Source organism: Pseudoxanthomonas sp. LjRoot143 (assembly GCF_964252945.1).
Taxonomy (GTDB): Bacteria; Pseudomonadota; Gammaproteobacteria; order Xanthomonadales; family Xanthomonadaceae; genus Pseudoxanthomonas_A.
In genome coordinates this window covers 2,088,717-2,107,220 of sequence record NZ_CAXUPM020000001.1, presented here as the reverse complement: position 1 = coordinate 2,107,220, position 18,504 = coordinate 2,088,717, and the positions used below count along the sequence as shown (strand labels likewise).

Annotated in this window: 19 protein-coding genes; 4 read left to right on the top strand and 15 right to left on the bottom strand. The window is 67.9% G+C overall.

The genetic code is table 11. The features are described 5' to 3' along the window. Positions 1–99: 99 nt before the first annotated feature. The 12 genes from flgL to ACSQ1W_RS09905 form a co-directional block, all read right to left on the bottom strand. A complete protein-coding gene (flgL, locus tag ACSQ1W_RS09960) occupies positions 100–1,302 on the bottom strand; it encodes a flagellar hook-associated protein FlgL (RefSeq protein ID WP_192267708.1) in 1,203 nt (400 codons plus the stop codon). Continuing rightward, on the bottom strand, positions 1,299–3,182 hold the full coding sequence (gene flgK, locus ACSQ1W_RS09955; RefSeq protein WP_436043189.1) for a flagellar hook-associated protein FlgK: 1,884 nt from the start codon (positions 3,180–3,182) through the stop codon (positions 1,299–1,301). The genes flgL and flgK overlap by 4 nt, the downstream gene beginning before the upstream one ends. Before the next feature lie 14 nt (positions 3,183–3,196). Further along, positions 3,197–4,252 (bottom strand): flagellar assembly peptidoglycan hydrolase FlgJ, encoded by a 1,056-nt coding sequence (flgJ, locus tag ACSQ1W_RS09950; RefSeq protein ID WP_436046159.1) that lies wholly within the window; start codon positions 4,250–4,252, stop codon positions 3,197–3,199. Positions 4,253–4,262: 10 nt separating this feature from the next. Further along, a complete protein-coding gene (locus tag ACSQ1W_RS09945) occupies positions 4,263–5,444 on the bottom strand; it encodes a flagellar basal body P-ring protein FlgI (RefSeq protein ID WP_436043188.1) in 1,182 nt (393 codons plus the stop codon). A gap of 10 nt (positions 5,445–5,454) precedes the next feature. Then, complete coding sequence (gene flgH / locus ACSQ1W_RS09940) at positions 5,455–6,141, bottom strand: flagellar basal body L-ring protein FlgH (RefSeq protein ID WP_436043186.1); 687 nt, start codon at positions 6,139–6,141, stop codon at positions 5,455–5,457. A 31-nt stretch (positions 6,142–6,172) separates the two neighbouring features. Further along, positions 6,173–6,958: a flagellar basal-body rod protein FlgG gene (gene flgG, locus ACSQ1W_RS09935; RefSeq protein WP_192267714.1), complete on the bottom strand. Its 786-nt coding sequence runs from the start codon at positions 6,956–6,958 to the stop codon at positions 6,173–6,175. An 837-nt stretch (positions 6,959–7,795) separates the two neighbouring features. Beyond that, on the bottom strand, positions 7,796–8,548 hold the full coding sequence (locus ACSQ1W_RS09930) for a flagellar basal body rod protein FlgF (RefSeq protein ID WP_436043184.1): 753 nt from the start codon (positions 8,546–8,548) through the stop codon (positions 7,796–7,798). Between the two features lie 28 nt (positions 8,549–8,576). Beyond that, the gene (flgE, locus tag ACSQ1W_RS09925) at positions 8,577–9,797 is read right to left on the bottom strand and encodes a flagellar hook protein FlgE (protein WP_192267718.1); all 1,221 of its coding nucleotides are present in this window, start codon (positions 9,795–9,797) and stop codon (positions 8,577–8,579) included. Between the two features lie 37 nt (positions 9,798–9,834). Next, positions 9,835–10,515 carry a flagellar hook capping FlgD N-terminal domain-containing protein gene (locus ACSQ1W_RS09920; RefSeq protein ID WP_192267720.1) on the bottom strand — a complete coding sequence of 227 codons (681 nt, stop codon included), beginning with the start codon at positions 10,513–10,515 and terminating at the stop codon, positions 9,835–9,837. A gap of 28 nt (positions 10,516–10,543) precedes the next feature. Continuing rightward, positions 10,544–10,951: a flagellar basal body rod protein FlgC gene (gene flgC / locus ACSQ1W_RS09915; RefSeq protein ID WP_436043181.1), complete on the bottom strand. Its 408-nt coding sequence runs from the start codon at positions 10,949–10,951 to the stop codon at positions 10,544–10,546. A gap of 11 nt (positions 10,952–10,962) precedes the next feature. After that, on the bottom strand, positions 10,963–11,349 hold the full coding sequence (flgB, locus tag ACSQ1W_RS09910) for a flagellar basal body rod protein FlgB (RefSeq protein WP_192267724.1): 387 nt from the start codon (positions 11,347–11,349) through the stop codon (positions 10,963–10,965). Between the two features lie 170 nt (positions 11,350–11,519). Next, positions 11,520–12,473, bottom strand: coding sequence for a chemotaxis protein (locus ACSQ1W_RS09905; RefSeq protein WP_192267726.1), 954 nt, complete (start codon positions 12,471–12,473; stop codon positions 11,520–11,522). Positions 12,474–12,783: 310 nt separating this feature from the next. Between ACSQ1W_RS09905 and flgA the strand changes: the two genes are divergently transcribed. The 4 genes from flgA (at position 12,784) to ACSQ1W_RS09885 (ending at position 15,597) form a co-directional block, all read left to right on the top strand. Further along, positions 12,784–13,431 (top strand): flagellar basal body P-ring formation chaperone FlgA, encoded by a 648-nt coding sequence (gene flgA / locus ACSQ1W_RS09900; protein WP_436046158.1) that lies wholly within the window; start codon positions 12,784–12,786, stop codon positions 13,429–13,431. Between the two features lie 167 nt (positions 13,432–13,598). Beyond that, positions 13,599–13,907, top strand: coding sequence for a flagellar biosynthesis anti-sigma factor FlgM (flgM, locus tag ACSQ1W_RS09895; RefSeq protein ID WP_192267730.1), 309 nt, complete (start codon positions 13,599–13,601; stop codon positions 13,905–13,907). 5 nt (positions 13,908–13,912) lie between these two features. Then, entirely contained in the window at positions 13,913–14,257 is a 345-nt protein-coding gene (locus ACSQ1W_RS09890; RefSeq protein WP_192267732.1) for a flagellar protein FlgN, read from the top strand. Positions 14,258–14,445: 188 nt separating this feature from the next. Beyond that, positions 14,446–15,597: an ATP-binding protein gene (locus ACSQ1W_RS09885; RefSeq protein ID WP_192271173.1), complete on the top strand. Its 1,152-nt coding sequence runs from the start codon at positions 14,446–14,448 to the stop codon at positions 15,595–15,597. A 169-nt stretch (positions 15,598–15,766) separates the two neighbouring features. Here ACSQ1W_RS09885 and ACSQ1W_RS09880 read toward each other — a convergent pair whose 3' ends face one another. The 3 genes from ACSQ1W_RS09880 to ACSQ1W_RS09870 are packed head-to-tail and all read right to left on the bottom strand — an operon-like array spanning position 15,767 to position 18,379. Beyond that, positions 15,767–16,039 (bottom strand): GIY-YIG nuclease family protein, encoded by a 273-nt coding sequence (locus tag ACSQ1W_RS09880; protein WP_436043177.1) that lies wholly within the window; start codon positions 16,037–16,039, stop codon positions 15,767–15,769. Beyond that, positions 16,032–17,747: an EAL domain-containing protein gene (locus tag ACSQ1W_RS09875; protein WP_436043175.1), complete on the bottom strand. Its 1,716-nt coding sequence runs from the start codon at positions 17,745–17,747 to the stop codon at positions 16,032–16,034. Before ACSQ1W_RS09875 ends, ACSQ1W_RS09880 begins: the two co-directional genes overlap by 8 nt. Beyond that, positions 17,744–18,379, bottom strand: a complete 636-nt coding sequence (locus ACSQ1W_RS09870; RefSeq protein ID WP_436043173.1) for a histidine kinase — start codon at positions 18,377–18,379, stop codon at positions 17,744–17,746. The genes ACSQ1W_RS09875 and ACSQ1W_RS09870 overlap by 4 nt, the downstream gene beginning before the upstream one ends. Between the last annotated feature and the right edge of the window lie 125 nt (positions 18,380–18,504).

The following is an 18,504-nucleotide window of genomic DNA, read 5'->3' as shown; positions in this document are numbered from 1 at the left end:
CGTCGCTCCCCCACCGGTTTTCCGGTTCCCTCCAAAAAAAGCGCCGCGAGGGCATCGCGGCGGGAGGGCAAGGACTGCTTGAAAGAGAGGGGGCCGTCGTCAGCCCATCAGTTTGAACAGCGACAGCTGCTGCATCTGCATGAAGACCGTCTGCGCGGCCTGGAGCGCGGTGTTTTCCATCTGGTAGCGGCCGATGGCCTCGGCCCAGTCCAGGTCGCGCAGTCCGGACAGGGTGTCCTTCAGGGTGATGTTGTTGGCTTCGCGCAGCGAGGCGGCGGTCTCGATGGCCGACAGCTGCGCGCCGCCACTGGCCCGCGCATCGATCATCCTGCCCTGCGCGGTGCCGACATCGCGCATCGCGGCCTGCAGACTGTTCTGCATGGCGGCGCGCTGTGCGTCCGTCGTCGGACTGGTGTCCAGCGTGTCGATCAGTCCTTGCACGGTGGCGAAGATGTCGCGGCTGCCGGACGGACCCAGCGTGAAGCTGTCGCCGTTGGCGGGCTGGCCATCGATCTTCATCTGCACGCCGGCGAAGGCGATGCTTTCGCCCTTGGCGTAGGTGCCCGACGTGACCGGATTGCCGCCGGCATCCACCACCTGGTAGGTATTGCCGGCGCCGAACGACAGCGTGTACGTACCGCCGTCCCATACGGTGGAATCGGTGACGCTGAAGCCCATCAGCAGGCCGGTGCCGGTGTTGCCGCTGGCGGCCGCGCCGTCGATGCGGCCGTCACCGGTCCGCAGGCGAAGGAAGACGTCGCTGCCGGGCAGGGTATCGGAGACGAACATGTCCGGCGCCACTTCCACCTGCCGCTGCGTCTGGTCGCCGCTGTAGATCACGTTGCCGCCGGCGATGGCGAACGGCGCGCTGCCGTCGCTGGTGCCGCCGAACAGGTAGCGGCCGGCGCCGTCGGTGCTGTTGGCCAGGTCCAGCAGGCCGGCGTAGATCGCCTTCAGTTCGGTGCTGATCGCCTGGCGGCTGTCGTCGCCCATGGCGGCATTGTTGGACTGGATGACGAGTTCGTTGACGCGCGCCATCGCCTCGCCGACGCGCGTCAGCGCGTTCTCCTGCAGGCCGAGGCGGTTCTGCACCGCGTTGGCGTTCAGGCCGAAGCGTTCCAGTTCGGCGACCGCACGGTCCAGGCCCACGGCGGTACCGGCGGCGACCGGGTCGTCCTTCGCTGTCACCAGGCGCTGTCCGCTGGCGAGCTGCTGCTGTGTGTGCGCCAGCTTCGCCTGCTTGGCCAGCATCGTCGAGATCGACTGCTGGTACATCATGTTGGTCGAGATGCGGTAGTTCATCGGCGGGTCGCAGCCAGGAGCGATTGGAAGAGCGTGTCGGCGGTGGCGATGATCTGCGACGCGGCCTGATAGGCCTGCTGCAGACGCATCAGGTCGGCGGCTTCCTCGTCCAGGTTCACGCCGGAAATCGCATCGCGCGAGGCCTGCGCCTGGTCGTGGATGACCTGCTGTGCCTGCGCGGAATAGTCCGCCTGGCGTGCCGCCGAACCGACCTGCGTGGTCAGTCCGCCGATGGCGCCGTTGAGCGTCAGCGTGCCGCCGTTGAGCACGCGCGCATCGTCCAGGTTGGACAGCAGCTTGGCGTTGCCGTTGTCGCTGGAGTTCGCGCCGGTGGGGCCCACGCGGAAGCTGTCGCCCGCGGCGGGCGCGCCATCCAGCACCACGCTCCAGCCGTTGTAGGCCACGGTCTGGCCCGGCGTGTAGGGGAACGGACCGGTGCCGTTGATCGTGTACTGGGTGGCGTCGATGAACTCGATGTCGACCGGCGCCAGCAGGTTGGTGTTGGCGGCGTCGGTGACCTTCAGGCCGCTGACCTTGCCGCTGCCGGTATTGGCGAGGTCGGTGTTGGCCTTGACCGGCGTCGCCGCGGCGATGCGCGCGGGATCGGTGATGGCCACGCTGAGGTTGCCGGCCGCGCCCGCGGTCGGCTGCAGCAGGAAGCGGTCGTTGGTGCCCGGTGTGGTGCCGGGCGCGAGCCGCACCTCGATCCCGTTGACCACCAGCGGATCGGTGGCCGTGCCGGTGCCGGTCATCGGAATGCTGGCGCCGGTGTCGGGATTCGTCGCCACCCAGGCGGCGCCGTCGAAGCGCAGCAGCACGTTCTGCGCGCTGAGCGCGCCCGTGCTGCCGACGGAGGTCTGCAGCGCCGCGTTGCCGGTATTGCCTGCATTCGATGAAATGCGCGGCGCCGGCAGGTTGAAGAAATCGGTGCCCAGCTGGCCGTACTGGTCCATACCGGCGCGGTGGCCGGCGTTGAACGTCTGCGCCAGCGAGGTGGCGACGCGGCCGAGCTCGGCCGCGGCCGGGTCCAGCACCGTGGTGCGGAATTCGAGCAGGCCGCCGATCTGGCCGCCGAGCGCACGCTTGTCCAGCGTGGTGCGCTGGCCATTGGTTTCCAGCGCCACCTGCAGGCGCTCGGGGCGGTACGGATCGGGCACGGTCACCAGCGTGCTGGCGGTGGCGCCCACCACCAGCGGCTGGCCGCCGGCGCTGAAGACGTTGACCAGGCCGCCGTCCTGCACGACCGCGTTGCCGCCGGTGTAGCCCACCAGTTCGCTGATCAACTGGTCGCGACGGTCCAGCAGGTCGCCCGACGGACTGCTGCTGCCGCCGATGCGGCCATTGAGCTGGGCGATTTCCTTGGCCAGCCGGTTCACTTCACCGGTGGCGGCGGTCAGGCCCGCGTTGACTTCGGTGTCGAGCCCATCGAGGTGCTGGTCCATCTGGCGGAAGCGGGTGACCAGCGCATTGGCCTGCGCCAGCACGCTTTCACGGTCGGCCGAACCGGCGGCATTCGACGACAGCGCGTTGACCGAATCGAAGAAGCTGGACCACGGCGCGCCGATGCCAGTCGCCTTCTCGGAGAACAGCTGGTCCATGCGCGTGGACAGCGTGGACAGCTGCTGCAGGCGCGCGAGTTCGCCGCCGCTGTCGAGCAGGCGCGAGGTGGCCAGCGAATCGGCCATCCGGCGCACGTCGACGATCTGCACGCCGTTGCCCTGGTAGCCGTAGCCGAAGTAGGTACCGTCACGCGCCTCGAACTCCACGCGCTGGCGCGAGTAGCCCGGCGTGTTGATGTTGGCGACGTTGTGGCCGACGGTGGACAGGGCGCGCTGGAAGGCGATCAGGGCGCTGCTGCCGGTGGCGAGTAGGTTCGACATGCGTTATCCCCAGGTCAGCGCCGCAGCGCGTTGCCGATGGCGTTGCCCACGACGTTGCCGACCTTGCCGCCGACGGTGTCGCCGATCGCCGACAGCACCTTGCCGAGGGTCGGGCCGTTGGCGATCGAGGCGATCTTGTTGGCGTAGGTGGGATCGGTGGCGTAGCCGGCGCGCTGCAGGCCGCGCGCGAAGCCGGCGATGTCCTTGCCGGCTGCGAGCGCCTGCTGGTAGCGCGGGTTGTTCTTCAGCAGCCGCACGTAGTCGGCGAAACTTTCGGCGGGCGAGGAATACGCGCGGAAATCCGCGGTCTCCGTGTGCTTCACACCGTTGGTGTATTCATGCGTGGCGGTGCGGGCGCGCTCGCCCTTCCAGCCGGTGGCCTTGATGCCGAACAGGTTGTGCGCGCTGTCGCCGTCGCCGGTCTTGATCTGGCGCTTGCCCCAACCGGTTTCCAGCGCGGCCTGTGCGACCAGCGCCCGCGGGTCGACGCCCAGTTCCTTCGCCGCCTGCTTGGCGTGGTCCCAGATCTCGGCGACGAAGCGTTCCGGCGTGTTGCGTGCGTACTTGGACGGATCGGCAGACGCGACCTGTTCCACTTCGTCGCACGCCGCGGCATCCGGGCGCACGGTGATGGTCTCCAGCGTGACGGTGCCGGGCAGGGCGCTGGTGTCGCGCGCACTGCTGCCGATGCCGCGGCCGGCGATGGCGTCGAGCATGGAATCGGCTTCGCTGCCGGGCAGCAGGCGCTTGTACGCCGACAGCGCGGTGCTGGCGGGGACGGCAGGCGTGGCGGCATCGGTGGCACCCAACTGGCGCGCGATCATCGGCGCCAGGCCCAGGCCGCGGCCTTGCGACATGGCGGTGGCGAGCTGCTGGTCGTACATGTCGCGGAAGACCTGGTTTTCGCCCGGGAACAGCGAATCACCGAAGCCCGCCTCGCGCATGCACTTGATCATCATCTGCGCGAACTGGCCTTCCAGCTTCTTCGCGACATCGTGGATGCGTGCGTTGTCCGGCTTGCCGCCGGCATCGGCCAGCGACAGCGAGGGATTCAGCGTTCCGATGGGCATGCTGGCCATGTCAGATCACCTCAAGCTCCGCGCGCAAGGCGCCGGCCTGCTTCAGGGCTTCCAGGATCGCGATCAGGTCGCCGGGCGCGGCGCCCACTTCATTGACGGCGCGGACGATCTCGTCCAGCGAGGTGCCGCCCTCGAACTTGAACATGCGGCTGCCTTCCTGGCTGACGGACACGCTGGACTGCGGGGTCACCACGGTCTGCCCGCCGCGCGAGAATTCGTTCGGCTGGCTGACGTTGGCCGATTCGGTGATCGTCACCGTCAGCGAACCGTGCGTCACCGCCGCCGGCATCACCTGCACCTGTGCGCCGATCACCACGGTGCCGGTGCGCGCATTGACGATGACCTTGGCCGGCGCGCTGCCCGGCGTCAGTTCCAGGTTCTCGACCTGGGCGAGAAAGTTGACGCGGCGCGAGATGTCGGCCGGCGCGCGCACGGCGACCGTCACCGCGTCGACGGCGTAGGCGCTGCCGCTGCCGAAGTTCTGGTCCAGCGCGGCGACCATGCGCGAGACGGTGGTGAAGTCGGCGCGATGCAGGTTGAGGGTGACGGTATCCGCGCCGCTGTCCAGCGCATTGGGAATGGCGCGTTCGACGGTGGCGCCGTTGGGAATGCGGCCCACGCTCGGCACGTTGACCGACACGCGCGAACCATCCTTGCCCTGCGCGCCGAAACCGCCGACGATCAGGTTACCCTGCGCGATCGCGTAGACCTCGCCGTCGGCGCCGCGCAGCGGGGCCATCAGCAGGCTGCCGCCGCGCAACGAGGTGGCGTTGCCGATCGAGGACACGGTGATGTCGATCGGCTGGCCGGGCTTGGCGAAAGCGGGCAGATCGGCGTGGATCGCCACGGCCGCCACGTTCTTCAGCTGCGGATTGACGTTGGCCGGGATGTTGACGCCCAGCTCGCCCAGCATGTTCTTCAGGCTCTGCACGGTGAAGGGCGCCTGGCTGGTGCGGTCGCCGCTGCCATCCAGACCCACGACCAGGCCGTAGCCGACCAGCGGGTTGCTGCGCACGCCACCGACCTGGGCCAGATCCTTGATGCGCTCGGCGCGGGCGGCGGGCGCCAGGCAGATCAGCACCAGGCCGATCCACGCCAGCAGGCCGAGCAGGGTGTAGGTGTCGATGCGGCGCGGCTTCTTCGTGTTCTGCGGCGCAACGCGATCGGTGTCGTTGGTGTCCATCACGCGAGGCTCAGTTCGGGAAGATCGGGGAGTTGAAGAAGCGGCCCAGCCAGCCCATCGAGTTGGACTGCGCGATGGCGCCGCGGCCGCCGTAGGCGATGCGCGCGTCGGCCACCTTGCCGGAGGAGATCGTGTTGTCCGGGTTGATGTCGGCCGGACGCACGATGCCCTGGATCTGCACCAGCTCGTCGCCCTGGTTCAGGCGCATGTTCTTCTGGCCCTGCACGACCAGGTTGCCGTTGGGCAGGCGCTGGATCACCGTGACCGTCACGCTGCCCTGCAGGCGGTTGCTCTGCGCGCTGTTGCCGGTGCCGTTGAAGCCGCGGTCGCCGTTGACCGTGGCGCTGAGGATGTCGCGGCCGTTCACCGTGACCGGCGCACCGGCGATATTCGGCGCGGCCAGGCTGATCTCGCTCTTCTTGTCCACCGACGTGGTGGCCGAGGTCTGCGCCGTGGTGTTCTCCACCAGATTGATCGTCAGCAGATCGCCCACGTCGCGCGCGCGGCGGTCGGCGTACAGGTTCAGGCCGGGGCCGGCGCGGTAGATGGAGCCGGCGGTGGCGGGGGCCGATGCGGCGACGACCGGCTGTATGGGCTGCATCGGCGCGTAGGGGCGCACGTCGCCGTAGTAGCGCGCACAGCCCGGCAGCAGCATCAGTGCGCAGGCGAGGGTGGTGGCGGACGTGGTGCGCTTCATGGCGTGTCTCGTGGCGTGACGTCAGGGGACGTCAGACGTTGTTGTTGAGGTAACCGAGCATCGAGTCGGTGGTGGAGATGGCCTTGGCGTTCATTTCGTAGGCGCGCTGGGTTTCGATCATGCTGACCAGCTCTTCCACCACGTTGACGTTGGAACCTTCCAGCGAGCCCTGCACCACGCTGCCCAGGCCGTTGAGACCGGGCGTGCCGTTCTGTGCGGGACCGGAGGCGGTGGTTTCGACGTAGAGGTTTTCGCCCTTGGCCTGCAGGCCGGACGGATTGACGAAGTCGGTCAGCGTCAGCGAGCCGATCTCCAGCGCCTGCGCCTGGCCGGCCATCGTCACGCTGACGGTGCCGTCGTTGCCGATGGTCAGCGACTGCGCGCCTTCCGGGACCTGGATGCCGGGTTGCACCGGATAGCCGCTGTTGGTGACCAGCTCGCCCTGCGCGTTGATCTGGAACGAGCCGTCGCGCGTGTAGGCCGGCGAGCCGTCGGGCAGCAGCACTTCGAAGAAGCCGCGGCCGTTGACCATGACGTCCAACGCGCGGCCGGTCTGCTGCGGGTTGCCCTGCTGGAAATCCTTGGAGGTCGACACGACGCGCACGCCGGTGCCGAGCTGCAGGCCGGACGGCAGCTGGGTCTGCGAGGAGGTGGAACCGCCGGGCTGGCGGACCTGCTGGTACAGCAGGTCTTCGAAGCTGGCGCGGTCGCGCTTGAAGCCGGTGGTGTTGGTGTTGGCCAGGTTGTTGGAGACCACGGACATGCGCGTCTGCTGCGCGTCCAGTCCGGTCTTGGCGACCCAGAGGGCTTGGTTCATGGCGTGGTTCCTCGCGGCTGGAAGGGGTGGAATCGCGTGGTGCGGTTCCTCGCCTCCTCTCAGGCAAGTCCTGTGCCGAAACGGGTGTCGTGGTTCTGGCGCTGAGTTCTGGGCCGATCTGGGACGGAGGTCATGGCCCCGGGGTCGGGGGCGGCATTTTTCTGGCGGCGGGTCCGGGAGGCTGGCTGGCGCCTTGGCATGGCGCCGCTCGCCGCGGGGGCCTTACTTTCTTTGCTTGTGCAAAGAAAGTAAGCAAAGAAAGCACACCCCGGCGGTCCGCCCGCCGCTGCGCGGCGGGTTCGCAGTCCCAGCGGGAATTTTCGGACGGGGCATCCTGCCCCGGCCGAAAACGGCGCACATCCTTGTGCGCCGCCCTGCGGGTTTTACCCGCTGTGACTGCCGGACCTCAGGGGCCCCAAGGGTTGTATCTGAGGGATCGGCGCGCGCTCTTGTTGTTGCTGTTGCCGTCGCTTTCGGGCCCCCATCTAGGCATGGCGAGTGGGCCGGGTAAAACCCGAAGGGCGCCGTCATGGATGACGGCGTTTCCGTATGGCACATGGATGTGCCTTACGGAAATTCCCGGCCTGCTCGCGGACCCGGCGCGTAGCGCCGGGCGTGCCGCCTGGGGTGTGTTTCTTTGGTTCTTTCTTTGCACAAGCAAAGAAAGAACGCCCCCGCGGCGAGCGGCACCATGTGTCCAAGCAAGAAAACCCATCCCGCAAGGCCGTACAACCCAAGCCAATCGCGGACGTGGACGACGCCACGGATCTCTAAAGGCAAGGACTCCGTTGCCCCTCATCCCAACCCCTCTCCCGGTGGGAGAGGGGCTCAGAATCGTCAGCCGCCGAGGCGCAGCAACTGGTTCGACGACTGCGCCATCTCGTCGCCGCTGCGGATCACCTTCACCTGCATCTCGAACTGCCGCTGCAACTGGATCATCTGCACCAGCGCACCGGCCGCATCCACGTTGCTGCCCTCCAGCACACCCATCGTCAGGCTGTTGCCATTGGCGACCGGCAGCGCCGGTGCCTGCGGATCCCTCGGACGCATCAGCCCGTCGCCACCGCGGGCCAGCTGCGACTGCGCCGCTTCCACGATGCGCATGCGGCCGACGATGGCCATCGTCTGCGGGCCTTCGCCCTGCGGAATGATCGACACCGTGCCGTCGGCGCCAATGTCGATCGACTGCGCCGGCGGCACCGCGATCGGGTTGCCGTTGTCGTCCAGCACCGCGCGACCACCGGCGGTGACCAGCTGGCCGTTCGGGGTGACGCTCAGTTCGCCGTTGCGCGTGTACGCCGTACCACCGTCAGCGGCCTGCACGGCCATCCAGCGGTTCGGTTGCAGCGAGATGTCCAGCGAGCGTCCGGTGACCATCTGCGAACCGGTGCGCCCGTCGAAGCCGGGATCGATCAGCACCGCGTCCACGCGCGAGGGAAAGCCCTGGCCCTGGATCTTGAACGCCTCGGTGCCGGCCAGTGCGGCCTTGAAACCCTTGGTGTCCACGTTGGCCAGGTTGTGCGACACGGTGCCCTGCGCCTGCAGCGAAGCGCGGGCGCCGGTCATCGCGACGTAAAGGGCCTTGTCCATGCGTCAGTCTCCGTCGGCGTCAGCCGGATCAGCGGATGTTGATCACCGCCTGGGTGATCTGGTCCTGCGTGGAAATGGCCTGCGAGTTGGCCTGGAAGTTGCGTTGCGCCACGATCATGTTGACCAGCTGCTCGGTCAGGTCGACGGTCGAGGCCTCCAGCGCGCCGGCAGCCACCTGGCCGAAATCCGACGTACCCGGGGCACCGATGCGTGGCTCGCCGGATGCATGGCTATGCGTCCAGGTGTTGTTGCCCTGCGACACCAGGCCTTGCGGGTTGCTGAAGTTCGCCAGCGCGACCTGGCCGATCGGGCGATCGACGCCGTTGGAGTAACGCGCGTAGACCACGCCGGTTTCGGACACGCTGAACTCGTTGAGCTTGCCGGTGGCGTAGCCGTCCTGGTTCTGGATGCGCTTGGAGAACTGCTCGCCGTACTGGGTGGTGCCGCTGATGTCCAGCGTCATGTTCAGCACGCCGGCGCCGGTGCTGGGCGTGAACGGCGCCAACGCGATCTGGCCGTTGGCGGGTGCGGTCAGGGTGCCGTTGTTGTCGAACTGCACGGTGGTCGGCGCACCCATCGAGGCGCCGTCCACGTAGGTGTGCATCTGCCACTCGTTCGGATTCGGCGTCTTCACGTAGTAGACGGTCTGCTGATGGGCCACGCCCAGCGAGTCGTACACGGTGACCGAGGTGGTTTCGTTGTAGCTGGCGCTGTCGGTCGGCGAGAACGGCGTGATCGTCGGCTGCGCGGCGTTGCCGGGCAGGGTGACGCCCAGTTCCACGTTGGTGGTCGGCGAGGGCGGGCTGTCGGTGGTCAGCAGGCGCAGGTCGGTCATGTTGCCGGTGTCGAAGCCGACGCCGTCGGCGCGCGGCGGGAACACCTGCAGGCGATAGCCTTCCGGCGTGGTCACGTAGCCGGCCGGATCGCGCTGGAAGTTGCCGGCACGCGTGTAGACGTTGGTGCCGTTGTTGTTGACGGTGAAGAAACCTTCCTTGTCGATCGCAAGGTCCAGGTAGCGCCCGGTCTGGTTGATGTCGCCCTGCGAGAACTGCTGGGCGACATTGGTCAGGCGCACGCCGGCACCGACGTTGTTGCGCGTCAGGCCGTAGCCCGTGGTGGAGAACACCTCGGCGAACTCCGCGCGCGACTCCTTGAAGCCGGTGGTGTTGACGTTGGCGATGTTGTGCGAGGTGACGTTGAGGTCGGCGTTGGCCGCCCTCATGCCGGACAGCGAGCTTTGGAATGCCATGGAAGACTCCTTGCGGAATGCGGTGGGAGCGTGGGTGTCAGGACGTCGACTTGCCGATGCGCAGCACGTAGTCGAGCGGGGCGGTGCCCAGGCCGGGCAGGTTGAGGTACAGGCCGTCGGAGCCGATGGTCACGCTTTCCACGGTGGCGTCGACGTAGGTGTTGAGTGCGGTGCCGGTACCGTCGGTCGCGGTATGGGTGGCCTTGATCGAGTACTTGCCGGCTTCGGCGCGTTCGCCGTTGGCCTTCAGGCCGTCCCAGGAGAACGCGGTCTCGCCCTTGCCGGTCGCTTCGACCTCGACGGTGTCCACGACCACGCCGCTGGCATCCTTGATCTCGAAGGTCACCTTGCCGGCGCCGGGCGACATCACCAGCCCGGTGGCGTTGCCGGAGGCGGGCAGGGCGATGGATTCGGACGGCACCACCACCGAATGGCCGACCAGCGCGGCGCCCTTCAGCACCTGGTCGCCGGTCAGCGCGGCGGTGAAGCCGTTGACGGTGCTGTTGAGGTCGCTGATGCCCTGCACGGTGGAGAACTGCGCCAGCTGGGCGACGAACTCGCTGTTGGACAGCGGCTTCAGCGGATCCTGGTTGCTCAGCTGCTCGGTCATCAGCCGCATGAAGTCGGCCTGGCCCAGCGTGTCGGCCTTCTTTTTCGGGGTCGCACCGGTGCCGCTGGTATTGAGGGCGGCAAACGGATCGCCGTTGACAGTGGTCATGCGCGTGCTCGGTCAGGGGAGGGACGCATCAGCGGCCCATCGTCAGGGTGGCCAGGGCGAGTTCCTTGGCGGTGTTCAACACTTCCACGCCAGCCTGGTAGCCGCGCGAGGCGGAGATCAGGTTGACCATCTGCGCGACCGGATCGACATCCGGTGCATAGACGTAGCCATCGCCGTCGGCCATCGGGTGGCCCGGCTCGTAGCGTTTGATCGGCGGTGCTTCGCTCTGCGTGATCTCCCTCACCTGCACCGAGGTCAGCGAGCCGTCCGCATTGAGCTTGCGCGCCTGGAAGATTGGCTCGATCGGCTTGTAGACCGCGTCCGGCGAGGAGGCGATGGAGTCGGCGTTGGAGAGATTGCTGGCGATGGTGTTCAGGCGCACGGACTGCGCCTGCAGCGCGGACCCGGCGACGTCGAAGATGGGCAGGTTGCTCATGGCATGCCTCCTTACTGGCCGGTGATCGCGGTGAGCATGGTGCGCACCTTGGATTCGATGAAGCTCAGCGAGGCGCGGTACTCCAGCGCCGCGCGGCCGTAGGCGGCGCGCTCGGTATCGGCGTCGACGGTGTTGCCGTCCAGGCTGGGTTGCACGCCGTCGCGCTCGAAGATGCGCGGCGAGGCGTTGAGCAGGGTCATGTGCTGCTCGCTGGTGCTCCGCAACGGGGCGGCCTTGGCAGCGGCCTGTTCCAGCGCGGCCTGGAAGTCCAGGTCCTTGGCCTTGAAGTTGGGCGTGTCCGCATTGGACAGGTTGCTGGCGATCAGTTGCATCCGCTGCTCACGCAACGGCAGGGCCGCCGCGTGGACACCCAGGTAATTGGAGATGGGATTGGACATGGCACCGCTCCGGCAGACCGTTGCCGGGGCAGGTGCAAGGCGTGTGCCAGAACGCGCGCTCAGCGCGAGCTTCTGGACAGGAAGCCGTAGAGTCGAGCCTGCTCGACTGCTCTACGGCCGGGCATGGGATCCGGTCCGACCGCCAGCGGAGCAAGCTCCGCTCTACGCCGTCAGGCGGCCATTCTCGCCGCCGCCACCTGGTTCAGGCGGAACAGCACGTGTTCTGCCAGCTCGTGCGGGCTGTACTTGGCCACGAAGGCATTGGCGCCCACCCGTTCGACCATGGCGTTGTTGAACACGCCCGACAGGGACGTGTGCAGCAGCACGTACAGGCCGGCCAGGCCGGGATGGCGCCGGATTTCCGTCGTCAGCGTGTAGCCGTCCATGGCCGGCATCTCGATGTCGGAGATGACCATGGCGTAGCGATCGGCCGGGTTCTCGCCGGCGGCGTGCACCTGCAAGAGATGGTCCAGCGCCTGGCGGCCATCGGAGAGCAGGGTGGCGGTGACGCCCAGTTGCTCCAGCACGCTGCGGATCTGCGAGCGCGCCACGCGGGAATCGTCGACCACCAGCACCTGCATCGGCGGGGCGTCGGCGGGCAGGGCCATTTCCGGCGCGAGCGTGGCGTCCATGCGCGACTGGCAGATGTCGGCCAGCACGCTTTCCACGTCGATCACCTGGATCAATTCGCCCTGGAACCGCGTCACTGCGGTCAGGAAGCTGTTTTCCGCGCCCAGCTCCGGCGGCGGATGGATGTCCTCCACCGCGATGTTGACGATGCGCTCCACGCCGCTGACCAGGAAGCCCTGCACCGAGCGGTTGAACTCGGTGACCACCAGGTAGTTGGGGGCATTCTCGGGATTCGGGTCGCGCTCGGGGTGGCGGATGCTCAGGCCCAGATCGAGCACCGGCACGGACCGCCCGCGCACGTCCGCCACGCCGACGAATTCGGAGGGCAGGCCGGGCAGCTGGAACAGGCCCGGGCGGCGCAGCACTTCCTGCACCTTGAAGACGTTGACGCCAAAAAGCTGACGCCCGCCCAGGCGGAACAGCAGCAGGGCGAGGCGGTTGTGGCCGGCCAGGCGGGTGCGCTGGTCGATGCGGTTGAGCAGGTCCTGGGTCATGCACAGCATATCGGCACCGGCGATCTGCGCTTGAGCAGAGGATGATTTCCCCTCTCCCCGCGTGCGGGGAGAGGGTGCCGAAGGCGGGTGAGGGGCGAACGGAGGCAGCGCGCCAGCGGCTCGCGGCGGCGGTCAACATTCGACCCGTAGATTGCGCGCCCCCGTCCGGACAGGCCTGCGCAAACAGCGGCCCCTCATCCGCCCTCCGGGCACCTTCTCCCCGCACGCGGGGAGAAGGGAATGTCAGCGGGCTTCTGGCACACCGCTTGCACCTTCCCCGCCGATGAACCGACGGAGCCCACCCATGCTGCTGCGCCTGACCACCGCCCTGATCGGCGGACTGACCGCGTGCGCGGTGCTGGCCGCGGATTTCCAGCCGGTCGACAGCATCAAGGCTGCTGCCATCGGCGCCTTGCCTGCCGGCAGCGAGGCCGATGCCACGCTCGATCCGGCCCTGCGCCTGCCACGCTGCGGCGCCGCGCTGGTCGCGCGCGTGCAGGGGAGCAACAGCGTGGAGGTCAGTTGCCCGCAGGATGCCGGCTGGCGCCTGTTCGTGCCGGTGCGTGTGCGCCGCAGCCAGACCGTTCTGGTGCTGGCGCGGGGAATCGCGCCCGGCGAAACGATCACCGCCGACGCCTTCGTCGCCGAGCGCCGCGACGCCTCGCGCATCGTCGGTGCCGCCGTCGCCGATCCGGCGCAGGCCGTGGGCCGCGTCGCCCGGCGCATGCTGCCGGCCGGCGCGGTGCTGGCGTCGACGGACCTAGTCGCGCAGCGCCTCATACGTCGCGGCGACAACGTGGCGCTGGTATCCCGCCGGGGTGGCGTGGAAGTCCGCGTGGCCGGCAAGGCGCTGGCCGATGCCGGCGAGAACGAGCGGGTGACCGTCGAGAACCTGTCTTCGCGCCGCGTGGTGCAGGGCATCGTGGGGGCGGGCGGCGACGTCTGGGTGAGTCGATGAAAAAAATCCACATTCGCCCTCAAGATGTCCTGGAGGGGGCGGATACCGACGCTGGGCGGAAGGACATCGGGCAGAATCCGGTGTCCCCTCGGAATTGTGCGATCCGTCACTAAAGTCCACCGGGTGGCGGCCGATAACTCCTATGAACCCTGTTACAGGTGACTGACATGAACCAGAAAATCGAAGGCACTCCCCCTGCCGCCATCCGCACCACGGGCCCTGTAAGTGGCCGTGTCGCATCCGCCGGCGCCGATCGTTCCAGCCCCGTGGAAGCCAGTGCGGCGGGCGACAGCCTGCGTCTGACCGGTGAAGCCACCAGCCTGCAGGCGATGCAGCGCGAACTGGCCACGGCGCCCGCGATCAACGAAGCCCGCGTGGCGGCCGTGCGCGAAGCGCTGCAGTCCGGCACGTACAAGATCAACGCCGAGGCGATCGCCGACGGCATGCTGGGCCTGGAAGACCAGCTGGGCGGCTGAGCACGATGAACCACGCGTCCCTCCAGCGACTGTCCACGGCCTTGGAAGAGGAGCGTCGCGCCATCGTCGAGCACGACGTGGAAGCGCTCGTGCGCTGTACCCAGGACAAGCTGGACGCGCTGCGCGCGCTGGAGACCGCGGCCGCCGGCTTCGGCTTCCCCGACGACCTGCGCGAAAGCCTGGCCGACCTGGCCGAGAAGAACCATGCGAACGGCATCCTGCTCGCGCGTCGCCGTCGCGAAGTGAACTGGGCGCTGCGCCACCTCGGTCGCACCGAAAGCCACGGCGCCTACGACGCGCAGGGCCAGACCTCGACGACCACCGCGCCGCGCCCGATCGCCGTCGCCTGAGCCCGGTGGCCGATCCGCAAACTGCGACACCGCACCTTGCCGCCCCTGCGGCCGCGCCGGATACTGGCGCCCCGTCGCCGCCACCCGATGCATCCGTGGCCACACCCCCAGCCCCGAATCCCCCCTCCGCCACCTGTACCGCGGACGATATCCCCAGCTTCGCCGATCTGAAGGCGCTGGCCGAACTGATGGACGATGGCTACCTGCTGTGCCGTGGCGATGCACGACCCCTGCACGCCAACGCCGCGGCCTGCGCGCTCGTGGGCGATGAAGCCGACGCACTCGATGCGTTGTCCCGCCTGCTACCTGCGGACGCGATCCGCACCGCCCGCGAATCCGGGCGCTGGAACGGCGACCTGACGCTGGCCGATGGCTTGGTGCTGCAGGTGCGCGCGTATTTCCATGACAATCCCGGCGGTGGCCACTGCATGGTGGTGTTCCACGACGTCAGCGAAGCGCATGCGCGGCAGCAGGAACTGCAGCGCCGCCACGCGCAGCTGCGCCAGACGCTGGTGCGACTGGCCGGTGCGCAGGAACAGCTGGTGCAATCGGAGAAGATGGCGTCGATCGGCCAACTGGCGGCCGGCGTGGCGCACGAGATCAACAACCCCATCGGCTACGTGCATTCCAACCTCGGCTCGCTGCAGGAGTACCTGCACAGCCTGTTCTCGCTGATCGAGCTCTACGAACGGGCGCTCCGCCTGCCCGATCCCAAGGCGATGCTGTCCGAGATCGAGGACCTGCGGGCGCGCGCGGACATCGACTTCATCACCGGCGACCTGCCGCAGCTGATGTCCGAGTCGCGCGAGGGCATCGAGCGCGTTACCGCGATCGTGCGCAACCTGAAGGACTTCTCCTATTCCGGCCGCGACGACAGCTGGAAATCCGCCGACCTGCACGCCGGACTCGACTCCACCATCAACATCATCTGGAACGAGCTGAAGTACAAGGTCACGCTGGAGAAGCATTACGGCAAGCTGCCGCTGGTGCAGTGCCGGCCGTCCGAGTTGAACCAGGTGTTCATGAACATCCTGCTCAACGCCAGTCATGCCATCGACGAGCGCGGCACGATCACCGTGAGCACGGGCGTGGAGGGCGACGAGGTCTGGATCGATGTCCAGGACAGCGGCCACGGCATTCCCGACGAGATCCTGCAGCGCATCTTCGATCCGTTCTTCACCACCAAGCCGGTCGGCAGCGGCACCGGCCTGGGCCTGTCGATCTCCTACGGCATCGTCAAGAAGCACAACGGCCGCATCGAGGCGCGCAACGTGCCCGGTGCCGGCGCCTGCTTCCGCATCACGCTGCCGATCCGCCAGCCGGCCGCCGACGCGGCTTAAGCGATCCGATGCTTGTGGGGGTGGGAGCGACGTAAGTCGCGATCATGAAACCCGGTCGTCATGAAACGTGATCCGTGCGACGGGCCTGAGGTGCGTTCGACGCCATCACAATAGTTCGGTTCTCGCGTTCGCGACTTACGTCGCTCCCACATCTGCATTTGCATCCACGTCAGCGCGATTCGAAAAAGGCGAGCTTCTTCGCCCTGGGCAACCGCTTCAGCTGCGCTTCCGCACGCGACGCCGCGCTACGGTCCGGATACGCGCGGCTCGCCAGCACGCGCACCGGCGGATTCGCGCGCGTGTACTTCGCGCCGGTGCCGGCGACATGCGCGGCGTAGCGCGCGTCCAGGCGATTGGTGATGCCGGCGTAGAAGGCGCCGTTGCGGCATTCCAGCAGGTACAGGCACCAGCCGTCCGGCGTCGTCGTGCCGCTGTCAGGCATGCGCGCGGTGGTGCGGCTGGTTCTCGTAGGTGGTGAAGGCCTGGCGGATGTGTTCGCGCAGGTCGTCGTCGTTCCACGGTTTGGTCAGGAAGCGGTAGATCTCGCCGCGGTTGATCGCCTCGGTCACTGTCGCCAGGTCGGTGTAGCCGGACAGCACCAGGCGCACGGTGTCGGGGTAGAGCAGGCGCACGCGGCCGAGGAACTCGGTGCCGCTCATGTCCGACATGCGCTGGTCGGACAGGATGACCTGCACGTCGTTGGTCGCCAGCAGCTCGAACGCATCGGTGACGTTGCTGGCGGCGAGGATGCGGTAGCCGTCGCGGCGGAACAGGCGCACCAGCGAGCGCAGGATGTTCTCCTCGTCGTCCAGCAGCAGCAGCGTGCGGTCGGGCTTGGTGGCGGCGAACGCGTCCGCGCGCAGGTAGCGGCGGCGCAGCACGGCGCCGGCGTCCTCGGCCGACATCGGTTCACCGAACAAGTGGCCCTGGAACATGTCGCACTGGTTGCGGCGCAGGAAACCGAGTTGCGTGTCGGTTTCCACGCCGTGCGCGATGACTTTCATGCCCAGCTGGTGTCCCATCGCGATGATGGCGCAGGTGATGGCGACCTCGCGGTTGCCCGACGGCACGCCCTTCACGAAATTGCGGTCGATCTTGATCTTGTCCACCGAGAAGCGCACCAGCGAATCCAGGTTGGAGTCGCCCATGCCGAAATCGTCCAGCGTCAGCCGCACGCCCTCGCGGTGCAGCTGCGCCAGCGTGCGGTGGACCAGGTTCATGTCCTTGGCCAACGCGTTCTGGCGCACTTCCAGCACCACCATCTGAGGCGGGATGCCGGCTTCCTGCATCGACTCCAGCACCTCGGACACGAAGCTGGGCCGCAGCAGCTGCAGGGTGGAGACGTTGACCGCGATCTCGAAGTCGTCGAAGCCCCAGTCGCGCCAGACGCGCGCCTGCTTGAACGCGTTGCGCAACACCCAGTCGCCGATCTGCACGATCACGCCGAGCTTCTCGGCCACGTGCATGAAGCGCTCCGGCACCAGCAGGCCCAGGGCAGGCGAGTACCACCGCAGCAGCGTCTCCATGCCGACCACCCGGCCGTCATGCGCGTTGATCTGGGGCTGGTAGAACAGGCGCAGTTCGTTGTGGTGGATGGCGTTGACGATCTGCCGCGCGATGATGCTGTCGCTGCGTGCGGTGATCGCCGCGCCGCGCCGGTACAGGCGCACCAGGTTCATGCCTTCGTGCTTGGCCTGTTCCATGGCGCTTTCCGCGCATTGCAGCAGGCCCGAGGCGGTGTCCGCGTGTTCGGGACACAGCGCCACGCCGAGCGTGCCGGTGAGGAACAGCGTGTACGGCAGCACCGTCATCGGCAGTTCGATCTGCTCGCGCAGCAGGTCGCCGAAGCGCTCCGGCGGCAATGTGCCCGATACGCGCGGCACCGCTACGATGAACTCGTCGCTGCCGTGGCGCCAGGCGCGCGCTTCGGGTCCCAGCGCCTGCTGCAGGCGGTCGCTGAGGATCGCCAGCGCCTCGTCGCCGACTTCCACGCCCATGTTCTCGTTGATCGAGCGGAAGTGGTCGATGTCGATGTAGAGCAGCATCAACGGCGTGCCCTCCGACGTCGCCGCATCGATCATTCGCTGCAGGTCGGGTTCGCCGGCGCCGAGGCGCGGCAGGCGGGGCAGGTGGGCGTGCTCGGAGTTCACGCGGAATCGCTGGGGTCGGTGGACGTGGGTCCATAGGGTAGGCGAAGTCGCCAGTGCGTGCCCGTCATGGCGTTGAGCCTGCCATCCACCATGGCCGCCAATGCCTGCAGCAAGGGCAGGTTCGCGCGGTCGATGCCGGCATCCGCCTGCATGTCGAGAGTGATCGAACCCGACGCGCCCTCATCGCCAGTCAGTACCAGGATCAGCGGGTTGTCCGCCTCCGAGGCGACGCGCATCACGGTCTGCGCGATGCGGAACGCGACCAGTGCGCTGTCCGCCGCGAGGGAATGCGGCAAGGCCGCCAGTGCGATGGCTGCACCGGGAAACAGCCGCTCGTGTTCGGCACGCAGGGCGGCATCCAGGCCGATCGAGTCCAGTTGCGGCGGATGCAGCGTCGCGTGCAGGTCGCGCACGACGGCGACCGCTTCGTCGCTCGCGCGGATGATGTCCTGCAGGTCTTCCTGACGGATCTCCGGATCATCCTCGGACTGCACCAGATGCGCGCCCATGCGGATCGCCGACAGCGACTGTCCGACCTGGTTGTGCAGGGCGCGCCCGACGCGGTGGCGGTCGGCTTCCTGCAGGCGGAACAGCTGCAGCAGCAGTTGGGCGGAGGACGGCGGAGTCGGCATCGAGGCACACGTTGCGGGCGTGGCCGCAGTATGCCAGCGCGGCTTCCGGGTCGTGCACCCGAGGGCCCGAAACGCGATGGGGCGGCCCAAGGCCGCCCCATCAGCTTCAATCGTGTCCAGCGGGA